Genomic DNA, 16125 nt, shown 5'->3' with positions numbered 1-16125 from the left:
AATTCCTTGTTAAAAAGGGATTAATTTAACGGTTGAATTGTCAAAGCGCTTTCGCCTAAACGCAGGCGTGCCGCTTTGCCATAAAATTCGGCCGGGATGTTATCGCTCAGCCAATATTCCCCGGCGATGGAGACCAGCTCCGCCGCAAGGTGGGTACAAAATATCTGGGCGTCTCTGTCGCCACCGGCGCCTGCCAATGCGCGTCCTCGCATCATGCCATATACATGGATATTGCCGTCAGCGATAAGTTCCGCGCCGGCACTCACATGATTTGTAACAATAAGATCACAGTGTGGCGCATAAATGCGCTGACCGGAACGTACCGGCTGGTCAATCAAACGCGTTTTTGTGATCTGGTTAGCAACTGGCGGCGGCGGGGCAGGTTCGGACGGTGCCGGACGAGGGGCTTTTTCTTTCCCTTCGGTTAATAACGGGATACCGGCGCGGTCGATTTCGGTTTTCAGGCGCGGGATTTTGCATCCGCTGACGCCCATAATACGTAAACCGGTCGCGGCGATAGCCTCGTTGACGGCGCGCCATTCGACGCTCTCCTCGACGCTGGCGATATTCACCACCACCGGAGCATGGCGTAAAAAGGCGGGAGCCTGGGCGATTTTGTCTTCTAACGCCTGACGAATAACCTCGGGATTTGCATCGTGCAAATGAACGACAGATAACGTGAAGCTACTGCCTTTAAGTTCGATTGGCGTATTTGACATCCTGGCCTTACTCAATTTGCTGTTTATCGACCGCCGAAGTGCGGTGATATTCCGAAGACTAAAAGGCATGTTATAGTCACTCATATATTGAGGCAAGTGACCACGGGTCTAATTCCGAGTAAAACTATGTTTTGTGTGATCTATCGAAGTACTAAACGTGAACAAACCTATTTATACGTCGAAAAAAAGGACGATTTCTCACGCGTTCCTGACGAGCTGATGCGCGGCTTCGGCACGCCGCAAATGGCGATGCTGCTGCCGCTGGATGGGCGCAAAAAACTGGTTAACGCCGACCTGGAAAAAGTGAAACAGGCGTTAAGCGAACAGGGCTATTACCTGCAACTTCCTCCGCCGTCTGAAAATCTACTAAAGAAACACCTGGCGGAACAGGGGAAACAATCCGATTAACCCACGAGGGAAAATAATGTACCAACATCATAACTGGCAGGGAGCGCTCCTGGATTATCCGGTGAGCAAAGTGGTTTGCGTCGGCAGTAATTATGCAAAGCACATCAAGGAAATGGGCAGTGCGACGCCGGAAGAGCCGGTGCTGTTTATTAAACCTGAGAGCGCGCTGTGCGATCTCCGTCAGCCGTTGGTGCTTCCTGAGGGGCTGGGCTCGGTGCATCACGAAGTCGAGCTGGCGGTGCTGATCGGCGGTACGCTGCGTCAGGCGACGGAAGAGCATGTGCAGAAAGGGATTGCCGGCTATGGCGTCGCATTGGATCTCACCCTGCGCGACCTGCAGGCGAAGATGAAAAAGGCCGGACAGCCGTGGGAAAAGGCCAAAGGCTTCGATAATGCCTGTCCGATCTCCGGCTTTATTCCGGCCGCCGAGTTCCACGGCGACCCGCAGAATACGCCGTTAAGCCTGAAGATTAACGGCGAGGTGCGCCAGCAGGGCACCACCGCCGACATGATCCATCAGATCGTGCCGCTGATCGCCTATATGTCGCGCTTCTTTACTCTCAAAGCCGGGGACGTGATCCTCACCGGCACCCCGGAAGGGGTAGGGCCGCTGCACAGCGGCGACGAGCTGGTGGTCGGCTTCAACGGCCTGTCGCTCACCACCCGGGTACTGTAAGCGCGGTTTGCCGCCTTTTGGGGCGGCAAAACTTGCATCGTCGTGCCAGACTGGTTATAAGGTGCACCCTTAACTGGCAACGACGGACACTTCGATGAGCGAACAACCTTTCTGGCAACAAAAAACCCTGGATGACATGACCGACGCGGAGTGGGAATCGCTGTGTGACGGTTGCGGCCAGTGCTGCCTGCATAAGCTGATGGATGAAGATACCGATGAGATCTACTTCACCAACGTCGCCTGCCGTCAGCTCAATATCAAAACCTGCCAGTGCCGTAACTACGAGCGTCGTTTCGAATATGAGCCGGACTGCATCAAGCTCACGCGCGAAAATCTACCGACTTTCGAATGGCTGCCGCCGACCTGCGCCTATCGTCTGCTGGCGGAAGGCAAGCCTCTGCCGGCCTGGCACCCGCTGCTGACCGGCTCAAAAGCGGCGATGCACGGCGAACGCATCTCCGTCCGTCATATTGCGGTGCCCGAGTCCACCGTTGTCGACTGGCAGGACCACATCCTTAATCTGCCTGACAGGGCGCGGTAAGCGCCGTCACGCTTTTTTCGCGTGGAACAGCCCGTTTTCACCGTCGGTTTCATCCGCCACCCAGAAGTGAATATTGAAGCGGGCATCGTCGCTGAGTTCGACGCGGTGCCAGTACTGCGGCGGACTGGTGGCAAACTGCCCGGCATGAATGACGACTTTTTTCTCCGGCTCCGTCGCCTGTTCATTGGCAAAACCGTAATAGGTCACCGTACCTTCCATGACGCACAGCTGACCGAAGACGCCGGCTGCGGTGTTGTGGTGGCTCAGCAGGGCGGCGGGGACGTTCTCTTTGGTAAAGAACGGGGTGGAGCGTTTAACTTTCCAGTCTGCGGGGATCAGTAAAGATGACATGTGAGCTCCTGTGGGGCTATATAAGATGTATTTAATATGCATCTTTTGATGGCCGTGGTCAACCACAGAAAGGAAACGATTCAGCGATGAACAGCAGGCACAAAAAAACGCCCCGGAGGGCGTTTCATGATGCGCGGTACTCACAGCGGCTTAGCGGCCAAACAGATCGCGCTTTTTCGCTTTAAAAGGCTGAGCAACGATCACCAGGATAGCCACCACCAGATAGGCCGCGAAAATGCCCACCAGCCATTGCGGCATCTCCAGCGACAGGAACTGCCACTGGCGTACCGAACAGTCGCCGGACGCGACAAACACCTGCGGCAACCATTTATCCAGCGGCAGCCAGCTCGGGAAGCGGGCGGCGAAATCACAGGTCTGGAACGGCGATGGGTGCAACTGGATCATCGTATGTTCCCACGCCAGCTGCAGCCCACGTACCGCGCTGTACAGCCAAATCAGCATGGCGACATAGCGCAGCGGCGTTTTGGGGGCAATGGCGCCCACCAGCCCCGCGCCCATGATGCCAAACAGGGCGCAGCGTTCATAAATGCACATCACACACGGCTGCAGCAGCATCACGTGCTGGAACCACAGCGCGACGAGTTCGAGAATGAACGCGGTCAATGCCATCAGGAGCCAGGCGCCGCGTCCCCGCGAGCACTGGTTTAAATATTGCAACATAATCATTTCCCTGGAAGATGCTAAATCATGGCAGTGTAAACGAAAACCGAACCGACGCCAGCGGCCCGGCGGAAAATATTACGTAACTGGTTATTGAATCGCCCGGGCGAACCCGGGCGACGGGTGGATCAGGGCAGGGTGGGGGTAACCAGCCAGCCGTGAGCCAGCAACCATTCGGTGACCGGCATCAGGGTGAACTCGACGCACAGCAGGCCGACCAGCGTCAGCACGAGGGTGTAGGGCAGAGCCATCCACACCATGCGGCCATAGGAGAGCCGGATAAGCGGCGCCAGCGCGGAAGTCAGCAGGAAGAGGAATGCCGCCTGGCCGTTCGGGGTGGCCACTGACGGCAGGTTGGTGCCGGTATTGATCGCCACCGCCAGCATCTCAAACTGCTTCAGGCTGATGGCGCCATGCTCGAGGGCGGTTTTCGCTTCGTTGATGTAGACCGTACCGACAAAAACGTTATCCGAGATGGACGACAGCAGGCCGTTAAACAGATAAAACAGCGACAGCTGCGCGTGCGGCGAGGCCTGCAGAACAAACTCGATGACCGGCGTGAACAGCTGCTGGTCGATGATCACCGCCACGACGGCAAAGAATACCGTCAGCAGCGCGGTGAAGGGCAACGCCTCGGTGAACGCCTTGCCAATCGCATGTTCATCGGTCACGCCGGTAAAGGTGGTAGCGAGAATGATCACCGACAGGCCAATGAGGCCGACTTCGGCAAGGTGCAATGCGAGGGCTGCGATCAGCCAGACGCCAATCAGCGCCTGGGCAATCAGCCGCAGCCGTTCCTGACGACTGCGCTGCGCGCGGCTGCGATCGTCAAAGTCCTGCAGCACCTTTCGGACCGCCGGCGGCAGCGGTTCGCCGTAGCCAAACAGGCGATACTTTTCCACCAGCAGACAGGTCAGCAGCCCGCAGACCAGCACCGGCAGCGTGATGGGCGACATGCGAATGAAGAATTCGCCAAAGTGCCAGCCCGCCGCTTTGGCGATAATCAAGTTTTGCGGCTCGCCGACCATGGTCATGACGCCGCCGAGCGCGGTACCGACGCCGGCGTGCATCATCAGGCTGCGCAGAAAACCGCGGAACTGCTCCAGCACCTCGCGGTAGTGCTGATCGATATGGCTGTCGTCCTGCACATCGCTATCGTCGGGGCGCGCCGAGGCGACGCGGTGATAGATGCCGTAAAACCCGACGGCGACGCTAATCACCACCGCCACCACGGTGAGCGCATCGAGAAAGGCGGAGAGGAAGGCGGCGGCCAGGCAGAAGGCCAGCGACAGCAGCATTTTGCTGCGGATGCCGAGCAGCAGGCGCGTAAAGACGAAGAGCAGCAGCTGCTTCATAAAGTAGATGCCCGCCACCATGAACATCAGCAGGAGCAGCACTTCCAGGTTGCTGGCGATCTCTTCCCGCACATGACCCGGGCTGGTCATGCCGATCAGCACCGCTTCAAATGCCAGCAGCCCCCCCGGCAGCAGTGGATAGCACTTCAGCGCCATGGCGAGGGTAAAGATAAACTCAACCACCAGCAGCCAGCCGGCGACAAACGGCGCTAAGGCGAACACCAGCGGATTAATGATTAAGAAAATAATTAATGCCAGCTTGTACCAGTCAGGCGACTGGCCAAGAAAATTGCGCCACAGCGCGCGGCCATAAGAAATTTCCACGACAGAATCCTTCCCCGTCAATTAGTACATGATTTTGTGCGTAACGATTGGCAAGAGTATCAGCTGAGCAAAATGAGAAGCAACTTTCTTCGCAGCGCGGCGGCGGTTACGGGCGAGAAGGAAAAGCGTAAAGTAAAAACGGAAAATGAAACGGCGATCCCTTTTTAATTCACTTGCGATGCTATCTGCGCTATAGCGGCTCTGGTATGATGAGTGCAATTGCAACAATGTGTAATGGAAATATTATTATGGTCATTAAGGCGCAGAGCCCTGCGGGTTTCGCGGAAGAGTATATCATTGAGAGCATCTGGAATAACCGCTTCCCACCTGGATCGATTCTCCCCGCTGAACGCGAGCTTTCTGAGCTGATCGGTGTCACCCGCACCACTCTGCGCGAAGTGTTGCAGCGTCTGGCGCGTGACGGCTGGTTGACCATTCAGCACGGCAAACCCACCAAAGTGAACAACTTCTGGGAGACCTCCGGGCTGAATATCCTTGAAACGCTGGCGCGTCTCGATCACGACAGCGTCCCGCAGCTGATTGATAACCTGCTCTCCGTGCGCACCAATATTTCCACGATTTTTATTCGCACCGCGTTCCGTCAGCATCCGGATAAAGCGCTGGCGGTGCTGGACAGCGCCCGGGAAGTGGAAGATCACGCCGACGCCTTCGCCGACCTCGATTACAACATTTTCCGCGGTCTGGCGTTCGCCTCCGGCAATCCGATCTATGGTCTGATCCTCAACGGCATGAAGGGGCTGTATACCCGCATTGGCCGCCACTATTTCTCCAGCCCGGAAGCGCGCAGCCTGGCGCTGGGCTTTTATCATCAGCTGGCGAAGGTGTGCGAAGGGGGCCTGCACGATCAGGTGTATGAGCTGGTTCGTCGCTACGGCCATGACAGCGGCGAGATCTGGCACCGGATGCAGAAATCGCTGCCCGGCGATTTAGCCATGAATGTGCGTTAAGCTGGCTATTCGCCATCGATAAACACAATAAGGGGGCCGATGGCCCCCTTCGTCGTTTTATACGTCCCGTAAAGCTATAGCGCGTTCGGCCGCGCCGGGCAGCGGTCCAGTAGCTCAATGCTGCCGTCGGCGTTCTGCTGCTCCAGCAGCACATCGAACCCCCACAGACGATGCACATGTTTCAGCACTTCGCGCCGCCCTTTGTCCAGCGGGACGCGGTTGTGCGGCACATAGCGCAACGTCAGCGAGCGGTCGCCGCGCAGGTCAACGTTCCACACCTGGATATTCGGCTCAAGATTGCTGAGGTTATATTGCGCTGAGAGCTTGTTGCGGATCTCGCGATAGCCCTCTTCGTTGTGGATAGCCGAGATCTCGAGATAATTGTTGTGGTCGTCGTCGAGCACCGTGAAGAAGCGGAAATCGCGCATGATCTTCGGCGACAGGAACTGGCTGATAAAGCTCTCATCCTTGAAGTCGCGCATGGCGAAATGCAGCGTTTCCAGCCAGTCGGAACCGGCGATATCCGGGAACCAGTACTTGTCCTCTTCGGTGGGCGACTGGCAGATGCGCTTGATGTCCTGGAACATGGCGAAGCCCAGCGCGTAGGGGTTAATCCCACTGTACCACGGACTGTTGTATGGCGGCTGGAACACCACGTTCGTGTGGCTGTGGAGAAACTCCAGCATAAAGCGCTCGGTCACTTTCCCTTCGTCATAGAGATGATTGAGGATGGTGTAGTGCCAGAAGGTGGCCCACCCCTCGTTCATCACCTGGGTCTGTTTCTGCGGGTAGAAATACTGGCTGACTTTGCGCACGATGCGCAGGATCTCGCGCTGCCACGATTCCAGCAGCGGGGCGTTCTTCTCCATAAAGTACAGCAGGTTCTCCTGCGGTTCGGAAGGGTAGCGGCGGGCGGACTCAATCGCCTTCTCCTCTTCGCGCTTCGGCAGGGTGCGCCACAGCATATTCACCTGGCTCTGCAGATACTCTTCCCGGCTTTTCTGCCGCGCCTTCTCCTCCTGCAGAGAGATTTTTTGCGGACGTTTATAGCGGTCGACGCCGTAGTTCATCAGCGCATGGCAGGAGTCGAGCAGTTTCTCCACTTCGTCGACGCCATAGCGTTCTTCGCACTCGGTAATGTATTTGCGGGCGAAGATCAGGTAATCGATGATTGAGCTGGCGTCGGTCCAGCTGCGAAACAGGTAATTGTTTTTAAAGAACGAGTTATGCCCGTAGCAGGCGTGCGCCATCACCAGCGCCTGCATGGTGATGGTGTTTTCTTCCATCAGGTAGGCGATACAGGGGTTGGAGTTGATGACAATCTCATACGCCAGGCCCTGCTGGCCGTGCTTATAGGCCTGCTCGGTCTCAATGAATTTTTTGCCGAACGACCAGTGCGGATAGTTGATGGGCATGCCGACGCTGGAGTAGGCGTCCATCATCTGCTCGGAAGTAATGACTTCGATCTGGTGCGGGTAGGTGTCAAGACGATAGAGCTTAGCGACCCGGTCCACTTCGGCCAGGTAGGTCTCCAGTAACTCAAACGTCCAGTCGGGTCCATCGCTTAAACGGGTGGTGTCCCTGTTCATGGAGTCAATCGTAGCCATTAGCGCGCCCTCGTTGTTGTTGGTTTTCTCTGAACGGAAAACCTCTAAACAAGCATAGAACACCGCACAGCAAACTGTGTTGTCAGCCAATCGCTTTTCTTCGCGATTTCCCCATCTCAAAGCCGTTTTTTGTGCTTATTTACAGAATATAATGCTGGGTAAAAATAAAGCACAGCATGAGATCGTAAATCTCGCATCGCAGGGCTGGTGCGGTTTGCTGTGAGTTAAGTCACCATAAATAAAGCGTATGTTGAATAATATTTTCATCTGAGTTATCAATTTGTAATTAGATGATTGTTCTTTAACTGTTACGGAGTCGCTATGCGTGTCGTCATACTGGGAAGTGGGGTGGTTGGGGTAGCCAGCGCGTGGTATTTGAGTCAGGCGGGTCATGAGGTGACGGTTATCGACCGTCAGCCCGGTCCGGCAGAGGAGACCAGCGCGGCCAACGCCGGGCAGATTTCTCCCGGCTATGCGGCGCCCTGGGCGGCGCCGGGGGTGCCGCTGAAGGCGATAAAATGGATGTTCCAGCGCCATGCGCCGCTGGCGATCGGCCTTGACGGTACGTCGTTCCAGCTGAAGTGGATGTGGCAGATGCTGCGCAACTGCGACACCCACCACTATATGGAGAACAAAGGCCGGATGGTGCGCCTGGCGGAGTACAGCCGTGACTGCCTGAAGGCGCTGCGCGACACCACCGGCATTCAGTATGAAGGGCGTCAGGGCGGGACGCTGCAGCTGTTCCGTACCGCCAAACAGTATGAAAACGCCACCCGCGACATCGCGGTGCTGGAGGACGCCGGCGTGCCGTATCAGCTGCTGGAGGCGAAGCGGCTGGCGGAAGTGGAGCCCGCGCTGGCGGAGGTCAGCCACAAACTGACCGGCGGCCTGCGCCTGCCAAACGATGAAACCGGCGACTGCCAGCTGTTTACCACCCGTCTGGCGGCGATGGCGGAACAGGCCGGGGTCACCTTCCGCTTCAATACCCCGGTGGACGCCCTGCTGCAGGAGGGCGATCGCATTGCCGGGGTGAAATGCGGCGATGAGATTATCAAAGGCGACGCCTATGTGATGGCCTTCGGCTCCTACTCGACGGCGATGCTCAAGGGGCTGGTGGATATTCCGGTCTACCCGCTGAAAGGCTATTCGTTAACCATCCCGATTGCCCAGGAAGACGGCGCGCCGGTTTCCACTATCCTTGATGAGACGTATAAAATCGCCATCACCCGTTTCGATCAGCGCATTCGCGTCGGCGGTATGGCCGAGATCGTCGGTTTTAACAAAGCGCTGCTGCAGCCGCGTCGGGAAACTCTGGAAATGGTGGTGCGCGACCTGTTCCCGCGCGGCGGCCACGTTGAGCAGGCCACCTTCTGGACCGGCCTGCGGCCGATGACGCCGGACGGCACGCCGGTGGTCGGGCGCACGGCGTTTAAAAACCTGTGGCTCAACACTGGTCACGGTACCCTCGGCTGGACCATGGCCTGCGGCTCAGGGCAGCTTATCAGCGATTTGATCTCCGGCCGCACGCCGGCGATCCCTTACGACGATCTGGCGGTCGCCCGCTACAGCCCCGGGTTCACCCCGGCGCGTCCGCATCATCTGCATGGCGCACACAACTAAGGAGCTTGCATGACCCGTCCGGTAGTGGCCAGCATCGACCTGCTGGCCTTGCGGCAGAATTTACAGATAGTGCGTCGCGCGGCCCCCGGGTCGCGCCTGTGGGCGGTGGTCAAAGCTAATGCTTATGGCCATGGCGTGGCGCGGGTATGGAGTGCGTTGAGCGCGGCGGATGGTTTCGCCTTGCTCAACCTGGAAGAGGCGATCCTGCTGCGCGAGCAGGGCTGGAAAGGTCCGATCCTGCTGCTGGAGGGCTTCTTCCATGCCGATGAGCTGGCGGTGCTGGATCAATATCGCTTAACCACCAGCGTTCACAGCAACTGGCAGATTAAGGCGCTGCAGCAGGCGAAGCTGCGCGCGCCGCTGGATATCTATCTCAAGGTGAACAGCGGCATGAACCGGCTGGGCTTTATGCCGGAGCGGGTGCATACCGTCTGGCAGCAGCTGCGGGCGATAAGCAATGTCGGCGAGATGACGCTGATGTCGCACTTCGCGGAGGCGGAGAACCCGCAGGGGATTGTCGAGCCGATGCGCCGTATTGAACAAGCGGCGGAGGGACTGGATTGCCCGCGCTCGCTGGCTAACTCGGCGGCGACCCTCTGGCATCCGGAAGCGCATTTTGACTGGGTTCGACCGGGCATCGTGCTGTATGGCGCGTCGCCCTCAGGGCAGTGGCAGGACATCGCGAACACCGGCCTGAAGCCGGTGATGGCCCTGCGCAGCGAAATCATCGCCGTGCAGAACCTGCGCCCCGACGAGGCGATCGGCTATGGCGGCCTGTATCGCACCACCCAGGAGCAGCGGATCGGCATCGTCGCCTGCGGCTATGCCGACGGCTATCCGCGGGTGGCGCCGAGCGGCACGCCGGTGCTGGTGGACGGCGTGCGGACCACCACCGTCGGGCGCGTGTCGATGGATATGCTGGCGGTCGATTTAACCCCCTGTCCGCAGGCCGGGATTGGCGCGCCGGTCGAACTGTGGGGCAAAGAGATTAAAATCGACGACGTGGCGGCCAGCTGCGGCACCGTCGGCTATGAGCTGATGTGCGCCCTGGCGCCGCGGGTGCCGGTTGTGACCCTGTAACGTATTCCGGGGCGGATCACTCCGCCTCGTCTTCCGCGACCCGGACCCCTACCTTCAGTACGTGATCGTTCTCTTTTTCCGCTACTGTCCACACCATCCCGGCGAACTCCACCTGGTCGCCCACCACCGGCGCGGCGCCCAGCAGCTGTTGAACCACTTCCCCCAGCGACTGCTGATGTTCGCGGAACTCCTCTCCGCCGTCGATGCCGTAGATTTGCGCCACATCGGCGAAGCGGGCCTCGGCATCAAGGATAAAGTCGCCGAAAAAGCGCTGATCGAGCGCCACCGGCGGCGACTGGCTGAACATTTTGCCCAGCGCAGGCAGGTCGTGTTCCCGGCCAATGACGCACAGGATATCGCCTTCCCGCAGGCGGGTGCTGCCGGTGGGGTGCAGCAGGGCATTGTTGCGAAACAGCGCGGCAATCCGCGTCTCCGGCGGCATATGCAGGTCGCGTAGCGCCGCGCCGATGCACCATTTATCGGCCCCCAGCTGGTAGACGAACTGCTCCCACGGGTTTTCCGGGTGAATATCCAGCCCGACGCGGGAGATGGGCCAGCTGACGGGCGGCACCACCACTTTGGCTTTTTTCGCCGCCCACGATAGCGAGGTGCCCTGCAGCAGTAGCGACACCAGCACCACGAAGAAGGCGACATTGAAGAACAGGCGGGCGTTGTCCAGGCCGGCCATCATCGGGAACACCGCGAGAATAATCGGCACCGCGCCGCGCAGGCCAACCCAGCTGATAAACACCCGTTCACGGAGGTTAAATCCGCGGAACGGCAGCAGACCGGCAAACACCGACAGCGGACGGGCAATGAAAATCATCCACATCGACAGCAGCAGCGCCGGGATAGCGATCGGCAGCAGGTCGGAGGGCGTCACCAGCAGGCCCAGCACCAGGAACATGGCGATTTGCGCCAGCCACGCCAGACCGTCGAAGTTCTGCAGGATACCGTGCCGGTTGCGGATCGGCCGGTTGCCCAGCAAAAAGCCGCAGAGATAGACGGCGAGGATACCGCTGCCGTCGAGGGTGGTGGTGACGGCGAAAATCATGATCCCGCCGCTCAGCGCCAGCAGCGGATAGAGCCCGGCGGGCAGCACGATGCGGTTGATCATCTGCAGCAGCAGGTAGCCGCCGCCGAGGCCGATGACGATCCCGAGGCCAAACTGTTGAATGATATGCACGGCGAACATCCAGCTGAGGCCGGTCTGGTGCTGCTGGATCATTTCGATCAGGGTGATGGTCAGGAAAACCGCCATCGGGTCGTTACTGCCTGACTCAATTTCCAGCGTCGAGCCGACGCGCTCGTTGAGCCCCTTGCCGCCGAGCAGCGAGAAGACCGCCGCGGCGTCGGTGGAGCCGACAATGGCGCCGATCAGCAGGCCTTCGATCATATCCAGTTTGAACAGCCAGGCCGCCATCATCCCGGTGAGCGCCGAAGTGATCAGCACCCCGACCGTCGCCAGCGACAGCGCCGGCCATAGCGCCACGCGAAAGGAGCTGGCCTGGGTGCGCATCCCGCCGTCCAGCAGGATCACCGCCAGCGCCAGGTTACTCACCATGTAGGCGAAGGGGTAGTTGTCGAAGGGGATGCCGCCGATGCCGTCAATGCCTGCCAGCATCCCGATAGCCAGAAAGATGACCAGAATCGGGATGCCAAGGCGAGAAGAAAAGGAGCTCAATAAGATACTGCAGGTTACTAAAACAGAACCCAGAATAAACAGACTAATGACCGCAGCGGCGTCCAATGTTCACGTACTCCCTGACTGGCGTGAAAAAATGGCTAAAAGTGACACTATTTTAACAATTCGCAGGGGATCCGCCTATGCGTCTGACAAATTTATTCTGCCAGCACCGGGTGGCCGCTGATTGTCAGGGTGGTGGCCGCCGCCTGATTCACCAGCCGCGCGCGCGCGCCCAGCGGCAGGGTCACCGTGCGCTGTTCGTGACCAAACTCCAGTCCGCTAATCATCGGTACAGAGAGCTGCTGGCGCAGGTAATCAAAGACCTGCGGCAGGTCGTATCCCGCGTCATAGTCGTTCGGCGTGCCGCCGGTGAAGCTGCCGAAGATCACCGCCTTCTGCGCCGCCAGTACGCCGCTGTGCAACAGCTGAAGCAGCATGCGTTCGACGCGGAACGGGTGCTCATTGATATCCTCCACCACCAGGATGCCGTCGCGGATCGCCGGCAGCCACGGGGTGCCGATAAGCGAGGTCAGCATCGCCAGATTCCCGCCCCACAAGGTGCCTTCCACCCGGCAGTTCGGCCCTTCGCCCGGCCATTCGAGGGTGAATTCCGGCTGGCGCAGCGCCTGCCAGAAATGGTGTTCGGTAAACGGATCGAGGGTCTCCGCGCCGAAGTTGCCCGCGAGCATCGGCCCGCTGAAGGTGACGACATTGCCCAGGGCCAGCAGGCCCGACTGGATGGCGGTGAAATCGCTGTGGCCGCAAATCAGCAGCGGGTCGCGCTGCTGGCGGGCAATCAGCCCCTGCCAGTCGATATGCGGCAGCAGACGACTGGCGCCGTAGCCGCCGCGCACCGCGAGGACGATCCGGTTGCGCCCGGGCAGCTGGGCAAGCTGGTTAATATCGGCCAGCCGTTCATGTTCAGTCCCGGCGAAACGCTGCAGCCGGCGGGGAATGACCTGCTGGTGGGCCACCTCGTGTCCGGCCTGCTGCAGACGCTCGACGCCGCGGGCCGCCGCCTGCTGGTTGATGCAATAACCGGATGGCGCGACCAGATAAAACTGAGACATGATAATTCCTTGCTATGAATGAAAGGGTTATGATGCCGCCTGGAATGGCGATTGTCATCTCCAGGTGGCTAACTTCAATCCGCACCCGTCATCCATCAGGCTGTCGGCGGGCGGGGGACGTACCGCTGCCGTCGTTCTGCAGCATGATGGCGTTTGGGTAGATAAGGATAGATGTGTGAAATTGAGATGGTTGCTTATTTTAGTCGTTTTTCTGGCCGGTTGTAGTTCGAAACATGATTACACCAATCCGCCGTGGAACCCCGAGGTCCCGGTGAAGCGGGCGATGCAGTGGATGCCGATCAGTGAAAAAGCTGGCGCCGCCTGGGGCGTGGATCCGCAGCTGATCACGGCGATTATCGCCATCGAGTCGGGCGGTAACCCTGCGGTAGTGAGTAAATCCGGCGCCGTCGGGCTGATGCAGCTTAAGCCGTCGACCTCCGGACGCGATGTCTATCGGCGGATGGGCTGGCGCGGCGAGCCGTCGGTCAGTGAGCTGAAAAACCCGGAACGGAATATCTCGATGGGGGCCGCCTATCTGAGCATTCTGGAAAACGGCCCGCTGGCGGGGATCAAAGACCCGCAGGTGATGCGCTATGCGGTGGTAGTCTCCTACGCCAACGGCGCGGGCGCGCTGTTGCGCACCTTCTCGTCAAACCGGCAGGACGCCATTGACGAGATTAACGATCTCGACGCCGATGAGTTCTTCGAGCATGTGGTGAAAAAACACCCGGCTCCGCAGGCGCCGCGCTATATCTGGAAGCTGCAGAAAGCGCTGGATGCCATGTAATCCCTCGTTTGGCCTCCGGGAGTCTCCCGGAGGCCACGTCCTCAGAAATCGTAGCCGACGGTAGCCATCACGCTGCGCTCTGCTCCCCAGTAGCAGTTGCCGGTGCCGTAGCAGCCGGAAACGTATTCACGATTGCCGATATTATTGGCGTTAACCTGCACATAAGCGCCTTTCAGCCCCGGCGACCAGACGCCGAGGTCGGCCCGCATCATGGCGTCCATCAACGTCACCGACGGCAGCCGCGCGGTGTTGGCATCATCCGCCCACTGTTTGCCGATGTAGCGGACGCCGGCGCCCACCGAGATCCCCGCCGGGAACTGATAGCGCGCCCAGAAGGAGGCCATCTGATCCGGGGTCAGCTGCGGCGTGTTATTGTCGGTACCGTCCTTAGTGTCCTGGAAGCGAAGACGATTCCAGGTATACGAGGCGATAGTGCTCAGCTGCGGCGTGATCTGATGGTGCGCTTCCAGTTCGACGCCCTGGGAATGCACTTTCCCCGCAGGAATATAGGTGGCGGTGGCGATGTTCGGGTCGCGGGTGGCGACATCCTTTTGCGTCAGGTCGTAAATCGCGATGCTGTAGAGGTCGCTGCTGCCCGGCGGCTGGAACTTCAGGCCGGCTTCAAACTGTTCGGCGGTGGTCGGTTTCAATGGTTTGCCATCCGCGCCGGGCAGCATCGCCGGGGTAATCGCCTGACTGTAGCTCAGATAGGGTGAAAGCCCGTTGTCCAGAGCGTACAACAGCGAGGCGCGGCCGCTGATATGATCGTCTGAACGGCGGTTCGAGGTGCCCTGGGTGTCGCTGACCTGCTGGGAAACGATGCGGTCATAGCGGGCGGAAACATCCATATGCCAGCGGTCCCAGACCATCTCATCCTGCAGATACAGCCCGGTCTGGTAATAGCGGCGATTATTGTCATCGCTGTAGGTCACGGTATGCCCGGTCTGGGCGGTATAGCCGGTAAACGGGTTAAGCGGCGCCGCGCCGCCGGCGCCGGTCCACAGATCGTTGCGGAAGCGATGATATTCGGCGCCGAGGATCAGGGTATGCGCCAGATCGCCAGTGTTGAAATCGGCGCGCAGGCGGTTATCGGTTGACCAGCCGTCCAGCGAACCGCGCGAGCCGCTGTAGCCGCGGGCCAGACTATCGCTGTCATCTATCCAGCCGACCTGGTAGACCTGATCGAGGGAGACGTTGGTGTGGGTGTAGCTCCCGGCGGAATAGACCGACCAGACGTCGGTGAACTGGTGGTCAAACTCATAGCTGTAGATCTGCTGACGGCGCTGATAGCCATCTCCCGGATCGCCCTCGTTGGTGCTGGTGGAGAGCTTACGGCCATTGTGCGCGAAGCGGGTGCCGTCCAGCGGCAAAGAGCCATGATAGCCGCCGGAAGGATCTTTTTGCAGATAGGCGCGCAGCAGCAGCGAGGTGTCGCTGTCCGGCTGCCACAGCAGGGAAGGCGAAATGGCGTAGCGCTCTTCGCGGGTATGGTCATACTGCGTGTCGCTGCTGCGGGTCATACCGATCAGCCGCCATGCCCACTGCTCATTGATGGCGTCGGTGTAATCGAAGGCCGCACCTTTGGTATTTTGCGTTCCGCCAGTCAGGCGGACGTGGCCCTGCTGACTGAACTGCGGGCGCTTGGAGGTCAGGTTGACCACGCCGCCCGGCACGCTTTGCCCGTAGAGCGCGGAGGAAGGGCCGCGGATCACATCGACGCGTTCGATAAACCATGGGTCGATCTGCACAACGTTATGGCTGCCGCCGTCGCTCATCAGGCGCATGCCGTCGAGGAACAGGTTATCGACGTCGCCGCCGTGGTAGCCGCGCAGGGAGATGGCGTCAAACCGGGTGGCGCCGCCGCCGAAGCTGGAGTAGACCCCTGGGGTATATTCCAGCGCCTGGCTGATGGTATTCGCCCCCTGATCCGCCATCTGCTGGCGGGTGACAACCGACACCGACTGGGCGGTGGTGATTAACGGCTGGTCGGTTTTCGTCGCCCCGAGCGAGGTGCTGGCGCTATAGCCTTCAGTCGGCGCGCTGGCAGACGCCGGCGGGCTGGCCGTCACCACCACCGTCTCTTCGGCCTGCGCGGTGAAGGGAAGTGCGACCGCGAGGGCGTACAGCAGCCTCGGGCGTTTTCGAGAAATAGCCACGTTCATAAGATCATCCTGAACCAGCGCGGTCTGGTACTCCTGTACGCCGCCGCGGGAAAAACGAATCTGTCATTATTCGTTAAAAAGTAATGCGA

Annotated in this window: 16 protein-coding genes; 8 read left to right on the top strand and 8 right to left on the bottom strand. The window is 59.4% G+C overall.

The features are described 5' to 3' along the window. Positions 1–20: 20 nt before the first annotated feature. Positions 21–719, bottom strand: coding sequence for a septum site-determining protein MinC (gene minC / locus QLG03_RS01295; RefSeq protein ID WP_023290209.1), 699 nt, complete (start codon positions 717–719; stop codon positions 21–23). Positions 720–845: 126 nt separating this feature from the next. Between minC and QLG03_RS01290 the strand changes: the two genes are divergently transcribed. The 3 genes from QLG03_RS01290 (at position 846) to QLG03_RS01280 (ending at position 2344) form a co-directional block, all read left to right on the top strand. Beyond that, complete coding sequence (locus tag QLG03_RS01290) at positions 846–1127, top strand: YcgL domain-containing protein (RefSeq protein ID WP_004203320.1); 282 nt, start codon at positions 846–848, stop codon at positions 1125–1127. Between the two features lie 16 nt (positions 1128–1143). After that, entirely contained in the window at positions 1144–1803 is a 660-nt protein-coding gene (locus tag QLG03_RS01285; RefSeq protein ID WP_044523955.1) for a fumarylacetoacetate hydrolase family protein, read from the top strand. Between the two features lie 94 nt (positions 1804–1897). Further along, positions 1898–2344, top strand: coding sequence for a YcgN family cysteine cluster protein (locus QLG03_RS01280; protein WP_017900197.1), 447 nt, complete (start codon positions 1898–1900; stop codon positions 2342–2344). A 6-nt stretch (positions 2345–2350) separates the two neighbouring features. Here the strand turns inward: QLG03_RS01280 and QLG03_RS01275 are convergent, their stop codons facing one another. From QLG03_RS01275 to nhaB, 3 genes are all read right to left on the bottom strand, one after another. Continuing rightward, complete coding sequence (locus QLG03_RS01275) at positions 2351–2695, bottom strand: DUF1971 domain-containing protein (RefSeq protein WP_032453353.1); 345 nt, start codon at positions 2693–2695, stop codon at positions 2351–2353. A 150-nt stretch (positions 2696–2845) separates the two neighbouring features. Beyond that, the gene (gene dsbB, locus QLG03_RS01270; protein WP_004203315.1) at positions 2846–3376 is read right to left on the bottom strand and encodes a disulfide bond formation protein DsbB; all 531 of its coding nucleotides are present in this window, start codon (positions 3374–3376) and stop codon (positions 2846–2848) included. A 128-nt stretch (positions 3377–3504) separates the two neighbouring features. Beyond that, a complete protein-coding gene (nhaB, locus tag QLG03_RS01265; RefSeq protein WP_023290206.1) occupies positions 3505–5055 on the bottom strand; it encodes a sodium/proton antiporter NhaB in 1551 nt (516 codons plus the stop codon). A gap of 248 nt (positions 5056–5303) precedes the next feature. Here nhaB and fadR point away from each other — a divergent pair, with 248 nt between their 5' ends. Further along, positions 5304–6023: a fatty acid metabolism transcriptional regulator FadR gene (fadR, locus tag QLG03_RS01260; RefSeq protein ID WP_004203311.1), complete on the top strand. Its 720-nt coding sequence runs from the start codon at positions 5304–5306 to the stop codon at positions 6021–6023. Between the two features lie 74 nt (positions 6024–6097). Here the strand turns inward: fadR and QLG03_RS01255 are convergent, their stop codons facing one another. Next, positions 6098–7630 (bottom strand): SpoVR family protein, encoded by a 1533-nt coding sequence (locus tag QLG03_RS01255; protein WP_004203310.1) that lies wholly within the window; start codon positions 7628–7630, stop codon positions 6098–6100. A gap of 76 nt (positions 7631–7706) precedes the next feature. Here QLG03_RS01255 and QLG03_RS01250 point away from each other — a divergent pair, with 76 nt between their 5' ends. The 3 genes from QLG03_RS01250 (at position 7707) to dadX (ending at position 10330) form a co-directional block, all read left to right on the top strand. Beyond that, positions 7707–7853, top strand: coding sequence for a hypothetical protein (locus QLG03_RS01250; protein WP_180265581.1), 147 nt, complete (start codon positions 7707–7709; stop codon positions 7851–7853). A 98-nt stretch (positions 7854–7951) separates the two neighbouring features. Continuing rightward, positions 7952–9250, top strand: a complete 1299-nt coding sequence (locus QLG03_RS01245; RefSeq protein ID WP_282473557.1) for a D-amino acid dehydrogenase — start codon at positions 7952–7954, stop codon at positions 9248–9250. Positions 9251–9259: 9 nt separating this feature from the next. After that, on the top strand, positions 9260–10330 hold the full coding sequence (gene dadX, locus QLG03_RS01240) for a catabolic alanine racemase DadX (RefSeq protein ID WP_110237386.1): 1071 nt from the start codon (positions 9260–9262) through the stop codon (positions 10328–10330). Positions 10331–10346: 16 nt separating this feature from the next. On the opposite strand, the gene QLG03_RS01235 is transcribed toward dadX, so the two are convergent. Both QLG03_RS01235 and ldcA read right to left on the bottom strand, forming a co-directional pair. Then, entirely contained in the window at positions 10347–12080 is a 1734-nt protein-coding gene (locus tag QLG03_RS01235) for a potassium/proton antiporter (protein ID WP_050533798.1), read from the bottom strand. A gap of 92 nt (positions 12081–12172) precedes the next feature. After that, complete coding sequence (gene ldcA / locus QLG03_RS01230) at positions 12173–13087, bottom strand: muramoyltetrapeptide carboxypeptidase (RefSeq protein WP_044523947.1); 915 nt, start codon at positions 13085–13087, stop codon at positions 12173–12175. Positions 13088–13262: 175 nt separating this feature from the next. On the opposite strand from ldcA, the gene emtA reads away from it, so the two are divergent. Next, a complete protein-coding gene (gene emtA, locus QLG03_RS01225) occupies positions 13263–13874 on the top strand; it encodes a membrane-bound lytic murein transglycosylase EmtA (RefSeq protein WP_048335997.1) in 612 nt (203 codons plus the stop codon). A gap of 41 nt (positions 13875–13915) precedes the next feature. Here emtA and QLG03_RS01220 read toward each other — a convergent pair whose 3' ends face one another. Continuing rightward, entirely contained in the window at positions 13916–16036 is a 2121-nt protein-coding gene (locus tag QLG03_RS01220; protein ID WP_023290201.1) for a TonB-dependent siderophore receptor, read from the bottom strand. Positions 16037–16125 lie beyond the last annotated feature (89 nt).

It is taken from the genome of Klebsiella sp. V115_8 (genome assembly GCF_029967715.1).
In the GTDB taxonomy this organism is placed as follows: Bacteria; Pseudomonadota; Gammaproteobacteria; order Enterobacterales; family Enterobacteriaceae; genus Klebsiella; species Klebsiella quasipneumoniae.
Note: the sequence above shows the minus strand (reverse complement) of the source record. Positions and strands in the feature narration are given on the sequence as shown.